General features: G+C 35.5%; 11 protein-coding genes. 10 read left to right on the forward strand and 1 reads right to left on the reverse strand.

The features are described from left to right. The first annotated feature begins 3 nt into the window (after nt 1-3). Both AC4MRQ_RS10455 and AC4MRQ_RS10460 read left to right on the forward strand, forming a co-directional pair. A complete protein-coding gene (locus tag AC4MRQ_RS10455; RefSeq protein WP_491197620.1) occupies nt 4-1,179 on the forward strand; it encodes a thioredoxin family protein in 1,176 nt (391 codons plus the stop codon). Then, on the forward strand, nt 1,179-3,932 hold the full coding sequence (locus AC4MRQ_RS10460; protein WP_491197621.1) for a M16 family metallopeptidase: 2,754 nt from the start codon (nt 1,179-1,181) through the stop codon (nt 3,930-3,932). Before AC4MRQ_RS10455 ends, AC4MRQ_RS10460 begins: the two co-directional genes overlap by 1 nt. Nucleotides 3,933-4,332: 400 nt before the next feature. On the opposite strand, the gene AC4MRQ_RS10465 is transcribed toward AC4MRQ_RS10460, so the two are convergent. After that, on the reverse strand, nt 4,333-5,979 hold the full coding sequence (locus AC4MRQ_RS10465; protein ID WP_491197622.1) for a tetratricopeptide repeat protein: 1,647 nt from the start codon (nt 5,977-5,979) through the stop codon (nt 4,333-4,335). Between the two features lie 300 nt (nt 5,980-6,279). Here AC4MRQ_RS10465 and AC4MRQ_RS10470 point away from each other — a divergent pair, with 300 nt between their 5' ends. The 8 genes from AC4MRQ_RS10470 to AC4MRQ_RS10505 form a co-directional block, all read left to right on the forward strand. Continuing rightward, complete coding sequence (locus tag AC4MRQ_RS10470; protein WP_491197623.1) at nt 6,280-6,807, forward strand: RNA polymerase sigma-70 factor; 528 nt, start codon at nt 6,280-6,282, stop codon at nt 6,805-6,807. A gap of 65 nt (nt 6,808-6,872) precedes the next feature. Next, nucleotides 6,873-8,012, forward strand: coding sequence for a FecR family protein (locus AC4MRQ_RS10475; protein WP_491197624.1), 1,140 nt, complete (start codon nt 6,873-6,875; stop codon nt 8,010-8,012). A gap of 101 nt (nt 8,013-8,113) precedes the next feature. Continuing rightward, the gene (locus AC4MRQ_RS10480) at nt 8,114-11,587 is read left to right on the forward strand and encodes a SusC/RagA family TonB-linked outer membrane protein (RefSeq protein ID WP_491197625.1); all 3,474 of its coding nucleotides are present in this window, start codon (nt 8,114-8,116) and stop codon (nt 11,585-11,587) included. A 4-nt stretch (nt 11,588-11,591) separates the two neighbouring features. Then, complete coding sequence (locus tag AC4MRQ_RS10485; protein WP_491197626.1) at nt 11,592-13,046, forward strand: RagB/SusD family nutrient uptake outer membrane protein; 1,455 nt, start codon at nt 11,592-11,594, stop codon at nt 13,044-13,046. A 36-nt stretch (nt 13,047-13,082) separates the two neighbouring features. Further along, nucleotides 13,083-13,967, forward strand: a complete 885-nt coding sequence (locus AC4MRQ_RS10490; protein WP_491197627.1) for a hypothetical protein — start codon at nt 13,083-13,085, stop codon at nt 13,965-13,967. Nucleotides 13,968-14,078: 111 nt separating this feature from the next. Continuing rightward, complete coding sequence (locus AC4MRQ_RS10495; RefSeq protein WP_491197628.1) at nt 14,079-18,827, forward strand: S8 family serine peptidase; 4,749 nt, start codon at nt 14,079-14,081, stop codon at nt 18,825-18,827. Between the two features lie 15 nt (nt 18,828-18,842). After that, the gene (locus AC4MRQ_RS10500) at nt 18,843-20,237 is read left to right on the forward strand and encodes a hypothetical protein (protein ID WP_491197629.1); all 1,395 of its coding nucleotides are present in this window, start codon (nt 18,843-18,845) and stop codon (nt 20,235-20,237) included. Then, a partial coding sequence (locus AC4MRQ_RS10505; RefSeq protein WP_491197630.1) for a hypothetical protein occupies nt 20,230-20,471 on the forward strand: 242 nt, incomplete at its 3' end. The genes AC4MRQ_RS10500 and AC4MRQ_RS10505, both read left to right, overlap by 8 nt.

The raw sequence follows: 20,471 nt of genomic DNA on the forward strand, positions 1-20,471 counted from the left end.
CATATGAAAAAGTTAAGTATACTTTTAAATATTGGCCTAATTGTTTTTATAGCTTTTCAATATTTTGGTAAAACTGAATCTATTGAAGGTATTCAATTTGAGGACTTGACCTACGAGCAAGCATTGGAAAAAGCGAAAAAAGAAAATAAAGGTGTTTTTATAGATTTCTATATTAATAATTGTGGACCATGTGAACGATTAAAAAGAGAGATTTTTATAAGAAAACAAGTGGGTGAGATATATAATGAACGATTTGTTAACATCAAATTCAACGTTGAAAATGACCCGGAAATTGGCAAACGGTTTAACATTACCAGATACCCAACTTTAATGTATATTGATAATGCCGGGGAAATAATGCACAGCTTTGCCGGATTTAAAAATAAAGATGAGTTTATAGCTGAGGCAGATAAGGCAAAAAAATATCCGTATAAGATAATTAAGCAGTGGGAAACAGAAGAGCATACACTTGAGCTTTCATATAAGTATCTTGGAGTATTGAAGGAAATGTACAAGATGCCGGAATATACTGCTTTATTGTTGGAGTTAACACAAAAGCGTGAAAACCCATATGATCAGGAGACTTTCAAATTGCTTGAAGAATTAATATACCAGCCAACAGATACCTGCTTTAAGTTTATGGTAGCACATCAGGATGAGTTCCGTAAAAGTGTAGGGCATTCAGTGGATTCTCTGATTAATTATCATATTGTGCTCAATATGAGATCAGAGATACTTAATCAAGACAGGTTACAAAGAGCATATGAAAGATTAAATGAACACAAAGGTCCATATGCAGACATGTTGAATGAAGTATTGAACGCTGAAAATGTCTTGTATAAAGGGGATATAAGCAGATATTTAAAACAGGTTATCGCAATTGGTAAAAAGTATCAAAGTAAATACCCAATAGTTTGGTATTTGGCAGCTGAGGGTCATGGTATGTATCAATTGTTTAATAACAAATTGAACAGCGATCAAAAGCAAAAGATAAAATTCATTGCAGATAAGGCTCATGATTATAAAGCAGACTTTCATACAACCACTTATAAAGCTTTTGCCTGTTATCTTTTGAATGATAAAGAAGTGTACAATAACTTGATTGCATCGCTGGATTACGATGATTTTAGGGTGAAGATAAGTATAGACGAGTTTTTAAAATATAACAATCAACAATAATGAAAAAGTTCATTGGATTATTATCAATATTATTAGGTCTATTAAGCACTGTACATGCTCAGGATTTACCACTTGATCCTAAATGCAAATATGGTGTACTGGGCAATGGATTGACATATTACATCTACTCCCATGACAATCCAAAGGGGAAAGCCAATTTTTATATAGCTACTAAAGTAGGATCTGCCCAGGAAACAGATAAAGAGCACGGCTTGGCACATTACGCAGAACACATGGCTTTTAATGGCAGTAAAAACTTTCCTAAAGGAGCTATGATGAACTACATGCAAAGTTATGGTTTAGGGATCGGAGCTAATTTGAATGCTTACACATCTTATTACAAGACTGTATACAATATCAATCAGATTCCTGTTGATAATCAAAATTTGATGGATTCATGTCTGCTGATCTTGCATGACTGGTCTTCATATGTGTCATTTGATCAGGATGAATTAGATGCTGAAAGAGGAGTGATTACGGAGGAATACCGTACAAGGATGGCCGATATGACTCACTCTTTAGGCGTTTTGCAAAACAATTTTCCCGGTTCTATTTATGCTAAAAGAACGATTATTGGTGACTTGAATGTTATTCAAAATCACACCAGGGACCAGATAGTCAACCTATATAACAAGTGGTACCGTCCCGATCTTCAGGCAATCATTATTGTAGGTGATTTTGATGCTGACAATATGGAAAAGAGGGTTAAAAACTTATTTAATAAGATACCGGCACGCACTGGACCAGAAAGGCTTATTTATCCTATACCAGAAAACAAGGAACCACTGATTCATATTGCAACCAGCTCTGAATATGATGCAGTAAAATTTGATTATGCATTTAAGCGTTATGTCGATGAGGGTGAATCTCATTATGAAAAGGAAAAGAGAAGCTCTTGTCATGCTATTCTTTTCAAAATTCTGGATGATCGATTTAATGAACTTGAGAAGGAATATTCTGATATTATTCAGGCTTTCCATATACAACGTATTAAAGATCTTAAGTCAATTGAACTGTATGGTTTAGGTGCTTTAGTGAAAAATAATTGTATAAAAGAAGCTTTTGAGTTGGTTGTGATTGAAGCCAGACGTTTGAATAAATATGGAGTAAGTCAGAATGAGTTTGATAAGGCGAAAGAAATCTTCTTAGCTCAGGTAAAAGCCAACAGGTCATATGCCAAAAACCTGAAATCAGATGATTTAGCGTCAGTATTTATTGATCACTATGTGGACAATGCTGTAGCTGCTGATATCGACGTATATTTTGATTTTTCGGAAAAGGTAATTGAAGATTTAACCTTAGAGGATCTTAACGCTTATGTAAGGAAAAATTATTCTCGTTCCAATGAATTGATAGAAATGTCAGGTCCAGAAGTTGAATTTCCTTCCAAAGATGAGATTCGTGATATACTGGGCGCAGAATATGAAATAGGAGCTTATGTTTCTGACTATGAGAAGAAGGATTTGATTGTTGATGATCTAACTCCAGGGGCAATTGTTAAAGAAACGATATTGTCTAAAGGAATCGTAAAATGGGAGCTAAACAACGGTACAAATGTATACCTTAAAGAATCAGAGCTTGATGAAAATGTAATTCAATTAAAGGCAATCAGTCTTGGAGGAACAAGTACGTTAGACGACTATAATGTATCCAATCATTATGCTGGTATGGCCGCAAGATCCGGAGGCTATGCAAACATGACAAAAAGAGAACATGAGGCCTTTAGAGCCTTAAATTCGATTGGATATCAGTTAGCCATTTCTGAAAATCAGATTGAAATTACCGGAAGATCTCAAACGGAATCTTTTCAACAGCTTCTGAAAGATATGTATGCATCTATCAGGATGGCGAAGGGTGATGAAAAGCAATTCAATATAAGCATTGATAATATTAGAAGCTCAAAAGAAAACAAAACGCCTCAAGGTTTATTTCTGGACACATTGAGATCTGTTGTGCTTAATCATCCGAGAGATTTAAGGGAAACGATTGATCAATTAGACAAGGTGAACTTCAAAGAAGCATTTGATATTTATCAAAAAATGGTGGCCAATATTGGTGATTTGAATGTTTTCATCGTTGGAGATTTTGAAATAGAAAAGATTAAACCAACAGTGCTCCGGTACATTGGCGGTATGAAAATGAACAATGTGAATTTAAAACCGGTGGACAGGGGTAGAACAGTGGCAAAATCATGCGAAATAAGCTTTAAAACAAACGTCAAAACACCTATAGTGTCATATTACTTACAAAGAAGTAGAGACGAAAAATTAAGCTATAAAGAATCAGCCGCATTTGCTACATTACAGCGAGTATTAAGTGAAAGATATATGAAAATCCTTCGCGAAGAAATGGGAGGTACTTATACCGTTGGAGTAGATGCAACAATGAATGATGCTGTAATGCCCTGGAAGAATTTCCAGTTGGTGATTAGTTTTGATACTAATGCTGACATGTATGAAGAAATGCGGAAAACAGCTAAATCAATTCTTAATAATTTAATAGAAAATGGGCCAACTGCTGAAGAGTTAGCTAATTCCAATAACACATTTAAGATTAAGTGGGAAACGTTACAGGAGACGAATTATCAAATGATTCAATACATCGAAAATAAATATGTGCATGGTGAAGAAAAATTTGTCACAGATGCATATCCTGAATATGTTTATTCTTTAACACCAAAAATGTGTAAGAAGCATTGGAGGAGGATGTTTAAGAAGTTTGAGGAAGTTGAAATAACCATGATCGGTGAATAATTTTTTTTGGTTATCGGAAGTGCAAAAGTTCTAATTTGTATTAGTGACTAGTCCTAAAAAAGCGTTACCAATTATTGGATTAAAATAATAACATTCCTGCTAGTCCCTAAGGGGGTAACCCTTGGGGACTAATTTTTTGTTGTATTTTTTGATTTTTATTGTTTATACATCTGTTCCGGCTAGCATGTTGCATGAATAATGCGGTCTTAATCGATTATAAATCTCAATGCTTTCTGCCTCAAGCGTCTTTAGTATCTGGCTGTTGTGAGCATACTTTTCAAGTTCAAACGTTAAGATAGTATGAGATTTATTGTTTTTTGCATTCAGAATTTTTTAGGACAAGGATGCAGCTTTATTCTAACTTTTTTAGATAGATGTTTAAAGAAGGGTAAAATAGATTTTACTTGAGATTTAGAATATATTCAGTGAGGTTAATACCCTTTTGAAGGTCAAGTTTTTTACGCAATCTATATCGTTTAGACTCAATTGCTCGCTCACTACTATTAAGGATTTCCGATATTTGTTTGGTATTAAACTTCATGCGCAACAGACCAATTAGCTGGATATCGTCAGAAGTAATGTTTGGATGTTTAGCTTTTAACTGAATGAAGAAATCGGAGTTGGCGTTTTCTATTTTCTCTTCAATAAGGCTTTGTGCATTTTCATTTAATAGGTGTGTTTTCAGAGACTGTCGGATACTGTTCAATTGAGAAGGCGAAACCTCACTCTTTTTTATGAGTTGTAATTCCTGTTCCAGATCAAGGAGGATACGATTTTTTTCGATTAAACGGGTGGAGAAGTCGAAAATCTCACTTCGTTTTAACTCCAGTTCTTTTGCTGTTTTTTCCTTTTGTAATAAAAGGATGTCTTTCTCTTTAGACTTTAATTTTAGATGTTTACGAACTTGTAGATAGAGAAATAAGAGTATGGTTATTAGTAAAACAGCTATCAGGATAATGAGTATTCTTCGTCTCGATTCCTTTGCTTCCTGACGAATAGCCTGTTTTTCTTTATTGTAATTTTCCTGTAACTGTTGATTTATAAATTGACTTTCGCTTTGTTTTAATGAATCTTTCAAAGCATCGTGCTCAAATTTCAGTTTTAATGCCTCCCGATAGCTCTCTTGATTTTCATAAAATGCGATTAACTTATTCAACGCAATCAGTTTATCATTATGGAAGTTGAGCGAATCACAAATGCGATATGCATTCCTGATAAAATAAAGAGCACTATCATTCATGTTTAACTTTGCATAGGAATCAAATAAGTTTAAACTAACTCGTGCAAATCGAAGCTGATCATTACTTGTCTGATATAAATTAAGTAACTCTTTATTATTCATTATAGCTAAATGAGTTTTGCCTTGAGCTTCATGATTTTGAGCAATATTCTGCTTCAAATAAGGAATATAGATTTGCTGTTCTTTGGTAAGGTATGAGATAGCTTTTTTCAAATAAGCGTTGGATTCAGAATAATTTTTTTGCGTAGATAATTTTGCTCCAATCATATTGTAGAGCCTCGCTAGATTAGCACTATCACTGTTTAATTCAGCATAGCTTTTTGCTTTATTTATATATTCATCAAATTCATTCCAAAGTTTTTCTTCCCGATAAATTTCAGCCAGATCAATCCAGGTTCCGCATATCTCAGTACTATCGTTACTTTCTTCACTCAACTTTAATTGTTCATTGAAGGCATGAATAGCTTCATAAAATTTTGATTCATTGGTATGTATGTAGGCAATATGTCTTAGGCTTAATATTTTATCCTGATTGCTTGCATCTTCCCTTTTTAACAAACGGTTAAAGTAATATTTAGAAGTATCGTAATTGTGTTGTATATAATTAAGGTGACCTAGTTCAAATAAAATCCGGGTCTTTTTATCACTACGTTTCTGATGTAGTAGATTTTCCAGGATCTGTATGGCCGAGTCAGGGTTTGCTACGGAAATTGAATCTACAAGTTGTAATTGTGCGTCTGGCACATCAACTTTTGTGCATTGAACGAACAAGATAATTACAAATAGAAGATTGATATATAGTCTCATTTTCCCTGTTTTAATACCTCAAAGTTACATTTTCACTGACTTACATCTTTGTAGTTATTATGATTTTCATGTGGTGACTCATGTTTATTGCTGTATATCAGTTATATGTGTGTGAGTGTTTTTGCGTGGTTGTACTTGGCTATTTATCGTTTACATGTTCGTTAATTCGAATGATTGTAACAGGGAAGAGTCTGGGATAAGAACAATGATTTGATAGCAATATGTCAGATTAGAGCTTCAGAGAAGTAGAAAAACTGAACCGCATTTTGAAATTAGCTTACATTAAAAACTTGGTGTGAAATGGAGTGTTTTGATTTATCAGCTTTTAGATTAAAGCAAGGAGACAGGAAGGTATTTAAACAGTTGTTCGAAGAGTATTATTCTCGATTGTGTTGTTTTGCTTCAAAATATATACATGATGATGAAGCATGTGAAGATTTAGTACAGGAAGTTATGTCTGATTTGTGGGATAAGCGGCAAAGTATTAATGTAAAAATATCGCTAAAAGCATTTTTATATGCAAGTGTAAGAAATCGGTGTCTGAATACTCTAAGAAAGAAAAATGTTGATGAGAAGAGGCTTTCTGATTATCTCTCTATTGAATCTGACTCAATATACGACTTCAATTATATAGAGGAGGAAGTTCATGCTAACTTATATAAAGCAATAAATAATTTGCCTAAAAAATCACGCGAAGTTGTTATGTTATCTATGTGCGAAATGTCAAATGTTGAGATTACAGAGGAATTAAATGTGACTTTAAACACTGTAAAAAGCAATAAAAAAAGAGCATACAGAATGTTGAGGGAGATGTTGCGTCAGGACTAAAAAAAATAAAGATAGAAGCACTCCACGATTACTTTTTTTTGTCTTAGGGATATAGACAAAAAGAAATGAAATTATCATCAGATCAAATAGCACATCTTATTAGTAATTTCCTTACCGGAAAATTAAGCGATAGTGAAAGGGCTTCATTGAACAGGTGGCTCAAAGACCCATTCAATGAAATGCAATTCTATAAGATTATAGATGCAAAATCTTTTGTGAATAAAACACACCAATATCGCAGATTTAATTCGTCAAAAGCTTATCAGAAGGTAGTTAGGAAACACCGTCCAAGCAAATCTGCATTGGCTTATGCAGTTGCCATTTTTATTCCTCTTATTTTAGGTGTCAGTATATGGATAATATCTGAAAGAGAGCATGAAAATCTACAATTTAGTGAAAATATAGGTTCAGTTTCAAAAAAAGCAATAGTAACATTAAGCGATGGTAGTAGTGTTGATTTGAGCAATGATGAAATAAACCTGGTGGTTGAGGATGGAGTAGTCGTAGGAAAAGATTCATCAAGTACTCTGGTATATAATAATATTGAAACAGATGAACTGCAGTATAATACAATTAGTGTTCCATATGGAGGTGAGTATCATCTTATATTGAATGATGGAACACAGGTTTGGCTCAACTCTGGCTCAATACTTAAATTTCCTGTGAATTTTATAGGTAAAAAGCGTGAAGTTTCGCTATTGGGTGAAGCTTATTTTGAAGTTGCTCACAATGCGAAAAAGCCATTTGTCGTTAATGCGAGCCTTTCAAGTGTTAAAGTTTATGGAACCTCCTTTAATGTGATGAGCTATGGCGATGATAAGCTTGATCAGATTACACTTGTTGAGGGTAGTGTTGGGGTAAATATTGGAAGTAAGCAGATAGTGATCAAGCCTGGTCAACAAGCTGAAATAGTGCATGATAATTCAAGATTGACAGTGAAAGAAGTTGATGTATCATATATAACCGGGTGGAAAGATGGGGTAATGAAATTTAAGGATATGTCATTAAAAGAACTTTCAGAACGAATTTCTCGCTGGTATGATGTTGACTTCTTTTTTGCAAACAGTAAAGTGTCTGAATTTACTTTCTCAGGAAATTTTAAAAGAGGTACCAATTTCGAATTATTGATGGAAATACTCGAGCGAACATCGAATATTGATATTAGTGTTGAGGGAAGGATTGTGTTGATAAAAGAAACAGAATAAAGCCAAAGATTGCTGGAAACAATCTTTGGCCTTTGAAATAAATAAATGGGTAATTCCGTGGAAAGCATTACCCACAAATATTAATCTCTAATTACAAAAATATGAAAAAATTCTGGAAGCGGTATGCACTACTCGTGCAACCTGCTATTCCACGTAAAGTTATGTTGGTTATGCGAATGAGCTTTTTTATAATGTTTGCTTTATTGTTGAATGTATCGGCCACAGGACTGGCTCAGGATGTTGTTGTAAAAAAGAAGCAAATGAGTTACGAACAGTTGTTTGATCTAATTCAACAACAGACCGGACTTAGCACATTTTCTAGCGGTAATGTAATAAATCTAAGTGATCAAATATCAGTTGATATTACAACCTATACGCTGGAAGATTTATTGACGAAAGTGACAGAAACTTCTGGCCTCACTTATGATTTAATAGATGATTTTATTGTCATAAGACCTAAAAAACCGGAAGAAATTATACAATCTCGTTACGAAGCCCAAGAGGAAATAAAAACAATACAGGGGTGTGTTGTTGACGATAAAGGTGAGCCATTAATTGGTGTTAGTGTTGTGATTGACGGCACCTTAATTGGTCAACCAACCGGATTGGACGGAACATTTAGTTTGCCATTTACACAAGGTATGACTTTAAAAGTCTCATTTATTGGTATGAAGACGCAAATAATCAAAGTGTCGAGTCCTGATTATTTGAGAGTTGTACTGTTAGATGAGGGGACTGATTTGAATGAAGTGATTGTAGTTGCTTATGGTACCACAACAAAAGGTACTTATAATGGTAGTTCTGTAAAAGTTGACAACGAAGTCATTAATCGTGCACCGGTTGCATCGCCAATTCAGGCCATTCAGGGATCGGCATCAGGAGTTAGAATCACGCAAAGTAGCGGACAGCCCGGGAGTGGGATGAATGTTCAGATTAGAGGAATAGGCTCAATTAACGGTAACACACAACCGTTATATGTGATCGATGGTATTCCGGTTGAGAATAAGAATTTATCGTCACAGGAATCGTCTGACCCGATGGCATTGATAAATCCCAGTGATATTGAAAGTATGACGGTCTTGAAGGATGCCGCAGCCACGAGTTTGTACGGTAGCAGAGCCGCAAATGGAGTGGTTATTATCACAACTAAATCTGGTAAACAGGGGGATTTACAATTCAATGTAAATGTAGCAGCCGGAATAAGCGATTATGCAATCCCCGGTCAAAAAAAGCCATATATGGATGCGCCTGAGTTAGCCAATTATATGTATGGTGCTTTTTATAATCGATTGCTATACGACAACGGTTATATGGACAAATGGGATTATAATACCAATGCATTTTATGAGTCGAATCTTGTTTTAAGTGAAGATGTTGCACGAGACTATCATTTGCAGGCCTTAAAGAATATTTACTACAAGGGGCATCTATATCATCCGAATGACCCTCAGGATGGAAGCTTTTCTTACGGAGGTCTTTCAACTTCGCAATGGGAGCAAATGTTATCGCCACATCATTATTCTTGGGCCGATGAAGTTCTGAAAATTGGTAAAACTTATAAATTCGATTTAAGCGCACAGGGAGGTAATGAAAAACAAAATTTCTATGCATCTCTGGGCTATTATAATCAGGAAGGAATAATTGATGGAAGTGGATATGAGCGATTTACCGGTAAGCTAAATGTTTCTTTTAAAGTAAATAAGCGATTAAATATTACACTAAGTGAAAATCTTTCTTATGGAATTAAAGAAGGACGATCATCTGGGGCACTTTATCGTAGCAACCCAATTTATGCCTTGCAGTATTTAAATCCATCGGCAGCTATCACTGTTAATGGGCATTATAATGAGAATGTTGCCTATAATACCTCATATCCAAATCCACTAATTGAATTGGATTATGTGAGTGCTACAAACTATCAGGCACGTTCAATAACAAATGGAGTATTGGCTTATGATATAGCTAAAGGTTTGAAATTCCAATCAACCAATGCCTTTGATATAACATTTGCAGATGATTACAATATTAATAAAAAAGAATCCATTTCTGCCCCTCAAAACGGAATGGTAGAACGATCGATGATTAATGCTAAAAAGCTGACAACCTCAAATATTCTTACTTATCAGAAGATGATAAAGAAGCATTCATTGTCACTGCTTGGTGGATATGAATTGAGTCGATCTAAAACAAATTTTCTGGGAGGGGTTGCTACAGACTATACACATAATGATTTGCTATATCTGAGTAATGCGGCTAAAATTGAATCTTTAAGTGAAGGAGTAAATGAAGATAACCTGATTTCATACATCAGTAAGTTCGATTATAATTATAAAAACAAGTATTATTTAGGGGCAAGTATTCGTCGTGATGGAAGTTCACGTTTAAGCCCGTCGAATCGCTGGGGTAATTTTTACTCGGTATCTGCAGGATGGATAATTAGCAGTGAAAGGTTTCTGCAAAAGGAATGGCTAGATTTTGCCAAAGTGAAATTTAGTTATGGTACAACAGGTAATTTGCCGGTTGAATTGTTTGAGTATCAAAATTTTTATGATGCAAGCGAAGTATACAACAGTAATACAACATTGCGGTTAAGTACTTTAGGTAATGAAAACCTGACTTGGGAATATTCTAAAACCTATAATCTGGGTTTAACCTCTCGCTTATTTAATCGATATGATATCAATGTTGAAGTATATCACAAGGAAACTGAAGGATTACTTAACTACAGAAATATCAGCGAAACAAATGGATTTGCATCAGTACTCTTAAATGATGGTACCTTAACGAATATTGGTTTTGACCTGGATTTAGGTGTTGATATTATCGCTCACAAAGAATTGAAATGGCATCTTGATTGGAATATAAGTCATATGAAAGCAACGGTGTCTGAGCTGGATGAGGATTTAATTGATAATCCATACATCTATCAGGAAGGCGCTGACTTATACTCCTATTATCTAAGAAAATTTGCAGGTGTAGATCCTGATAATGGCCTGCCAACCTGGTATGATGCAGATGGGAATGTAACTTACAATTTCAATGAAGCGCCACGTCAGGTTGTTGGAAAAGCATATCCTGATTTCTTTGGTGGAATAACAAATACCATTAATTATAAGAATTTTGAGTTATCATGTTTGTTTACCTATTCAATTGGAGCGAAATTGTTTGATCCGATGTCTGCCAATCAGGCAGGTAATGCAATAGGGACATATAATATATACCACGAGTACAAAAATGGTATTTGGCATCAGCCAGGTGATAATGCGGAGAGGCCACGTGTCATTTACACATCGAGTATTAACCCGGATTATTCGAATGCGATGACTTCAGCGAGTTTACTCAACGGAGACTATTTACGACTTAAAAACCTGCGCATTCAGTACAACTTCAATAAAGCCTTTTGTGAGAAGCTAAATATTAAAGGTGCCAGTGTTTATTTTACGGGTAGTGATTTATGGACACTTTACGGATATAAGCATCTCAACCCTGAAGTTGGTAATAACGGAAGATTACATAGCCCTGAATATTTCCCACTATTAAAAACTTTACAACTAGGAGTCAATCTAAAATTATAGGATGATGATAAAAAAAATTATGCCTTTATGTATGATGGTGTTTTTGCTATCTGCATGCCATGACATATTGGATGTAAAACCTTCAGATGCAATAGGCGCTGAAGGGGTGATTTCGACTATAGAAGATATGGAAAGCGCCGTAAATGGTGCGTACAACTCGTTAAAGAGTAACACAGACCTTCAGTCTCAATATGATTTGCTAGGAGAGCTGATGGGCGATAATGTTATAATACCCAGTTTTTCTGAAGGAGATCTCGACAGGTATTATGATTTTCACTGGATTGAGAATAGTACAAACAATGAATTTTATTCACTTTTCTATAGTGCGATTACAAATATTAATGATGTAATTGAACGTTCTGCACATTTGTCAAATGAAAAGAAATTTGGTCAATATTTAAGCGAATTAAAGTGTTTACGAGCTTATATGCATTTTAGTTTGGTGAAACTATATGGGCCACTGTATGCCAATTTAGGTAAAGGAGAAATTAAAGAAGATGCCTTAGGTATTGTAATCAAAGCCAGCAATAATGTAAGTTTATTTGATAACTGGAGACGAAATACTGTTAAGGAAGTTTACGATTTCATAGTTACAGAATTGGAGAATAACATTTCTGATCTGCCGACCGAGGCTCAGGGCTATTTAAGTCAGGATGCGGTTAATTTATTGTTGGCGAGGATTTACTTATACATGGGAGATGTTAGGTATAAGGATGTAAATAACAACTACGAGAAAGCACTTGAATATCTGGCTAAAGTTAGCAATGCTTATGAACTGGCTGAAAAAGAGGATTACATCAATTCATTTACTCGTGATTTTAATTCAGAGTCAATCTTTGAATTAGTTGTAACGGAAGATACCCATGCTGGATTAAACAGTATAGGTAATTTAATGTCAGTTCAACAGGATGGACATAAGGGGCTTGCTGCGGTAAAGACGTTTATGGATTTGAAATACGATGATGTACGATTCGATATTTTTGCCGAATACAATAGCCAGGGAAAAACCTACTATATACCATCGCATAAGTTTCCTGGTAAGCAAGGTTCTGTATACTTAAATAATCTGCGTATTCTCAGATATAGCGAAGCTTTTTTAATAGAAGCTGAATGTCAGTTTCAATTGGGCGAACCGGAAAAAGCTGCTCAGATATTGAACGAATTAAGAGCTAAGCGGACTGATGTTGAACCTGATAAATATGATAGCTCAATAACTTTAGATGACATATTATTCGAAAGAAGATTGGAGTTATTCTGCGAAGGCCATCGTGCATACGACCTTTGGCGAAATCAAATAGATGTTGTCCGTTACAACTCAGCTGAAGAAAGGGAAGATCTGGAGCATACCGATATGACCACAGGAACAATTGGGTACGACAATTATAAAGTGGTTTATCCTATTGCAGAATCAGAAATGATTTTCGCTGAGGATGCTAAGCAGCAAAACCCCGGATACTAAAGACTTTTTAATATCAAATAATTAAAATAATATATTATGAAAAATGTATTTCTAATGGCGTTTGCCATTCTGTTAGCGTGTTTTACCGGCTGTTCCAAATCGGATGAGCCTGTAATTGAGAAGACGAAAGTGTCATTTATTGAAGTTGATTATGAAGAAAAAGAATCGGCAGGTACACTTGAAATAGAAGTAAAGCTAAGTGAAGCTGTTGCATTTGCAGAAAGTCTGCAAATTGGGGTGACTAGTGATGGTTTTGAAAATCCTGCTGAGGAGGGTGTTCATTACAGAGTTGAAAAAATTATACAGCCAAAAGGTGATATAGCAACTATTGAGGTTGAATTAATTGATAACACAGACGAAAATACAAAGCGTCAGTTTGCCATCGAATTAATTGAAGACGATAACTACGGATTGGGTGATATGGCCCGTTGCGTTGTCTCCATATTAGATGATGATTTGATCGATGCTCCGGATGATCATCCATATGCGCATCTGGTAGGTTACTACACAGGAAAAGTTACCTATGTTACCAATAAGAAGTCTGAGGACCTTGAGACTGAATGGAGCATGCGTATTACAGTTGATCCGAATGATTACAGTAATTTTTACATTGATGGTTTTAGTGGTACTACAACTAAAGTTGCTGGCTCATTGGAAGATCCTACATTCGGTTATCTGGATGAGAACGCATTTATAATTGGAGCTTACGATGGTTTGGCAATTGAAGGAGAAGATTTGACAGGATTTAACTGCCCGCTTGCCAAAGTGAAGATTGATGGTGACGATATTACGCCATACGTACCAACTGTTGAAGTGCGGGATAATGGCGATTTATTTTTTGCCGATCTGGCAATTGCTGTAGAAGCAAAAAGTGCAACTTATTTGATTGAACATTTTGATCTCACAATGGAAAAAAACTAACGATCAGATAAGTGAAACGAGTATAAAATTCAATCATTCTTAAATGTACATGCTGGAATGATTGAATTTCATCAAGAGTTCCATATGGCTAATGAAAGAAAATATAATCATATGAAAAAAATTCTAATTATTTTTCTAATTACCATTGCTAATCAGGTGGTTGCCCAACAGTGGCAAAAGCTTGATGGTGCATTAATTAGACACAGACAAATCCAATTAAAGGCTTATCAGGCTGCCCAGCAAAAAAACTGGACTTTGCTTGATACCCTAAATGGAGGAGCCAGATTATTGGTTGGTTTAAATAAAAATGGCTTACCCTTATATGATGTAACAACTAACCTGCACAGTTTTAATTCCATAGGTAATCAACACCTGGTAACAGGAGGGAAATATAACCTCAACCTTTCAGGGCAAGATATCAATATTGGCTTATGGGATGGTGCATTGGCTTATATATATCACCAGGAATTTAACAATCGGGTGAAAGAGGGAGAATCAGATTTCACATTGGCGCATTCAACACATGTTGCTGGCACAATAGCAGGTAAAGGTGTTGATGAAAAAGCACGTGGAATGGCTTCATCGGCTACAGTACTGTCATATAACATGAGCAGTGACTTTCTCGAAATGAATGATGAGGCACGAAGAGGTATGATTTTATCAAACCACTCTTATGGTGGAGTAGCAGGCTGGAATTGGGATGGCTATAAGGGTGCATGGGTGTGGCATGGCGATCATACGATAAGTGCCGATGAGGATTATAAGTTTGGTTACTACAATCAGCAGGCTTCTACCTGGGATGCTATTGCTTATGAATACCCAAATTATTTAATGGTAAAAGCTGCCGGTAACTCGCGCGGTTTTGGAGATGGAGTTGAAGCGGGAAACTTCCTTTATATGACAGATGAAGGAGCAGTTCTGGCCGAGCCTGATATGGAACCTTTTCCTGTTAATGGACCTTACGATTGTATACCAACTCACTCGGTGGCTAAAAATATATTAACCGTTGGGGCAATAAATAAAACAGATTACCTATATCCGACATCCGTTAGTTCGGCGTATTTTTCTTCATGGGGGCCTGCTGATGATGGGCGTATTAAGCCGGATATTGTAACTGAAGGGGTTGATATTTATAGTTGTACAAATTCTGGTTATAAAGATTATGAACTGCAAAGCGGAACTTCAATGGCTGCTCCTGCTGCTACCGGATCGATTGCTTTATTACAAGAATATCATAAAAATACCTATGGTTCTTACATGTCATCAAGCCTGTGTAAAGCAGTCGTTATTCATTCGGCTAAAGAATGTGGTACTGCTACAGGGCCTGATTATGCCTATGGTTGGGGCTTATTAGATACTGAAGCTGCAATTCCCTTAATAAATAAAACAGAAGCAGATATTATTCAGCTTGATATTGAAGAGTTGGTTGAATTTGAAGTTGACGCATTGGGGTCTGAACCATTAAAACTGACAATGGTATGGACTGACCCTGCCCATGATGCTATGCCTGAAGAGTTAGATAACAGGACACCTGTGTTAATTAACGATATGGATGTTCGTATTTATGATGAGCTTGGTAATGAGTTTTACCCGTGGGTGTTAGATGTTGAAAATCCTGCGTTGCCTGCCACAAAAGGTGATAATGTTGTTGATAATGTTGAGCAAATTGTAATTGATAATCCGGCAGCTGGGAAATACAGAGTTGTAGTTTCCTATAAAAATACTTTGCAAGAGGATAAGCAGCGTGTATCTATTGTTATCAATGGTATTGACACAAGCAATGATTTATCAGTTGTAAGCGAAATAAACATAGATGGTATGGACGTTGGTGAAGCTTCGGAAGGCACATTTATTATTAAGAATCCTTCAGACCAGCCAATTAATAACATCGACTTTGCATACTCATCGGCCATAGAAATATTAAATACGGTTGATGCATTAAATGCTCAGAGTGAAACAGAGATTAAATTTAAGATAACGCCACCGGCTAACGGATATATCGATGAGAAGATAAAGATCACCTATAACGATAAGCAGTTAAAAACAGTTCGTGTACGTGGATATGTAGAACAGTTCGAATTATCATACACGGATGAACTGGATTTTGGTGAGGTTAAATATAAATATACGGGGAGTAAAACTCTAAATATAAAGGTTGTTGGAAACCAGGATTTAGTAGTTGAAAATGTGATTCTACCTGAAGATTGGTCTCTTGGTGAGACTTCATTTGTAGTAAACGAAAGAGCTCCTTTTTCAGCGACCCTCAAATACAAGCCTGTACTGAAGGAGGAGGTAGATGCTGTAATAATCCTTGAAACCAATCGGGGAGAGATTCCAATAACAAGAATTACTGCATCATGTTCTGATGGCCTTCCTGATCGACCTGATGTGCCTGATGTGCCTGATCCCGATGTGACTGAAGATACATTCACCATTCCTTATGTACACCCAATTGGTGTAGAGCAGATCGATGGTATTTCATCCATATCTATTAAAAATGGGCTGATAGCCTACGCCGGTCGAAATAGTGGGAATGTGTATGTTAAAAGTACGGATAATGAAAAAGTGAAGTTTATTGAACTGCCAACAAGGGTAGAGGAGGTACAGTTTTCAGACGATTATTTATTGATTGCTCAATATAACGATAGTAGCGTTGCTGTTTATGATAATGACAACTTAGAGGAAGTCAGACAGATAAAACTAGAAGGGCGTCCGATGCAAATAAAGATTGCAAATAATACAGCCTATGTAGCAACATTGGATAATAATGCTTACAAAATCAACTTAGATGATTTTAGCCTTACCCATATTCCTGAGCTTTCTACAGGTAAAGGAAGCTGGATTACACCAATTACTCCTTACAATGCCAGGTATTTTTCAAAGAATGACTTCATTGTGAGTAAAGATGGACGCTTTTGTGCTTCTTTCTTAGATGAAATACGAATTTATGATGCGCAAAATGATGAAGTGTTTATCTATGAGGAGGAGCGTTCATGGACCTATGGTAATGTTGAAAAGTGGGGTATAAATGATAAAAATCAATTGTATTATTATGCATTCACTTTAGAGTATGGTGAAAACATATCGATGATTGATTTGGAAACTCAATCGGTTAGGCTAAACTATAATCTTCGGACCGAAATGAGAACTTTCGGATATGATAATATACTCTATTTTGATGGTTCACAAACAAAATTGATTATTCCTTCAAAAGGGTCTCAGTATGCACTTTTTGATACTGAGTCAAAAGAAATAGAAAGAATAATTGTTTATGACCGTGAAATATATAACAACGGGTACTATGCGGGAGTAGTTTCCTCTCAGGAAAACGAAGATTATATCTACTATGCTGATAATTACGGGCACTTTGTTAGAATCAATAAGAAAAAACCGGAAGAGTTCATTCATACTCATGATAAGAGTGCCAAAAGCGTATTTCTAGGTGATGTATATGACGCCAATGCAATTGTAGGCTATGATCTGATAACAGAAAAAGAGATAGTTTGTAATTTCAGTGAAGAAACAATTGTCAAACGTAGAACGCTTGAGTCAGACATCGATGCACCGACAGGTGCTAAGGTAACGAATGCAAATGATAAGGTTATTGCCGTTTATAACTTCAGCCAGAATATTTCTATCAACGAGATAAGAAACTCAGAAATAAAACCTGGTGTCGTTATTAATTTATCAAATTCGATTGATAACAACTATGCGCTTTATAACCTGGCACTATCAAAAGATGATCGATATGCATACGTTCCATTGATTGGCGGCAAGGAGATTAAAATAGTTGATTTGGAAACTTATGCCGTTTCTACGATAGAAACAAATGCTATTTGTGGTCAGTGTATTATTTCCAATAAGGGCGATTATTTGTATGTAGTTGTTGGTGATGATATTGCCCAGTTTAGGGTGAATGGTAAAGACTTATCTGTAGAGCAAAAGTACGCAGGTGCATTCGCACATAATGTATATACTACAGCTTACATAGAAGAGCTGCAGAAATTGGATATAAGTAACAATGATCAGTTTATTTACTACCATAATAACCGCTCTAAGTCATTTGTTAAACTAAATGTCCAAACTGGCGAGAAGGATATTTATAATACCCTGATGAATACGGCAGATTTTGTGTTGAATGATGATAAAACTCGCGCAATAGTTGTTACCACGAATCTAGAATATTGTGTTCTCAATACCGAAGAAGAACTTATTGAGATTAAGAAAACTGCAAATGAAGATATAGATAATGTTGCTAATCTTTATTTCAATTCTTATACCAATGAGTTTAATATGATTGGGCATAATTTAAATCGAATCAATACAGAGACTGGTGAAGTAATTATTGAAGAAATACCAGGTTTAGATGGACAAAAAGCCTGGTATGATAAAACAGGGTTAATATCGCTTGTGGGACTGTCGTTCAATGAACTGGATATTCCTGAATATTGGGTAACAAAATACAAAGATATTTATAATCAGGATCATCAGACATTCTCAATGAGTATGCCAAAGGTTGAATTCCGTAATCCTTTCAATGATGAATTGGTATTCTTAACATCACTGACTGAAAACTACTTTGTTCTGAATACCGGAACCAAGCAGGAAAAGCTAGTTGAGGATGATTTCAATTGGATTGTTTATCCAAACCCAACTGACAATATGATAAACATCCAATTTGACGAACCTCAATCAGGTATGCTGGAATTATACAATGTAAATGGTGTAAAGGTTTACTCCAAATCAATTGACAGAACCATTCAGATATCGGAGAGTCTGAGTTTCTTAAAAGATGGAGTTTATTATCTAAAGTTTAAAGGTGAAAAAGAATCTATGTATAAAAATATAATCAAGTATTAATTTTAAATAAAGTCTATGAAACAGATAGTTAAGATTTTGATGATTGGATTATTAATCCAGCTTCAGTTTGCTTGTGATGACGACGAAAATATCAAAAGTAAGATAGGAACTTTTACATTGGAAACCAGCGAGTTTTCTGTAGTTGAATATGAGGAGCTTAGTTTTCCAGCTCCCAATATCACGCCTCAAAATGTGGAGGTAGTATATAGCATTACAAAAGTGTTAAAAGAGGATGTGAATAATACAGATGCGCTTGAGTATTTTGAGGTTGATTCGGATGGTGTTATCACATTAGCCAAAGGTCATATGCTAGAAAAGGGTAGTTATAAGGTTATCTTAACTGCCACAAATATTCATTTTGAAACAGATGTTGCGACTGTAATATATAAACTAAGTGTTACTGAAGCACCAAAGTTTAGCGTTACTTACCCGGCTGCCGTCAATATTTCAAAAAGCGATGAATATTTAATAGAGGCACCTGTATATGAACCCGAATTATCGGGTTGTACTCACCAATTAATTGAAGTAAAAAAAGGTGATGAAGTACTAGACACTCCAACTGATTACGTGCAGTTGTCGGACGACGGTTCTATGGTGGTTAATTCCGGACAAAATTATGAAGCCGGAAGTTATACAATAGTAATTGAAACAACGCATCCTGATTACGAATATCAAGTGGTGAGGAATGAATTAGTCATAAATGTTTTGAATGTAGAAAAAGCAGATTTTGCGTATACTCGCGATCCACGTTATTACGATAAGGGGGAAGATGCTTCAAGTGGCTCACCTTTTATTATTTCTGGTAATTGGACTTTTAGTATTGAGGGTATCACATCAGTAATGATGATTGATTTACCGGTTGACAAACTTATTTCTATTGATGAAAGTGGAATTGTCACTGTCAGCAAAGATTACATGGCAAAGCATGGACTGGATAATAGTTCATTTATGATTGTTAATGTAAAAGCTAAAGATGGAGACAAAGAGTTGACTGCTGATGTTCATTTTATTGCAGAAAAGACTGGCTTGCAAGAAGTAAACTATACTGAAGTGGATGTTATGACAGGTGGTACTCCTTTGGTTGAAGGTGAAACATTAGTTCTAAGCAAAATTAATATGGTACCTAATAACTTGCCCAATACAAGGTTCAGTATAAGAGAATTCTATTTACTAGGAACAACCATTATTGAGGATGTAGTAATAGATCCAGCAGAATACGGGGTAGTAATTGATGAAGAAACAGGAGTGTTAACTATTCCAACAAATAAGCTACCTAAAACACATACTTTTTCAAATGGACAAGTCGATAATGTCCGTTTTACTTTGACTATAAGGGTCACTTTTGAAAATAGCTATAATATGCCGGCTTACGATGTAGGCTTTGTACTTAAGTGGGAGGAAAATGATTAAAAGAATATTATTAATTATTGGTATATCAGGGGTTGCCTTTATAAGTAAGGCACAGGATATAGGTAATACTATTTCATCTTTAACCGTTGTACCGGATGCAAGAACAATTGGTTTGGGTGGTGTTGGCGTAGCGTCAACACCCGATAACTATTCATTATTTCATAATGGTGCCAAAATGGTTGATATGAAAGGCAAATACAATTTGTCGCTCAACGTTGAGCGACAAATTGTATT

The sequence above is a fragment of the Carboxylicivirga sp. genome, from assembly GCF_982718395.1.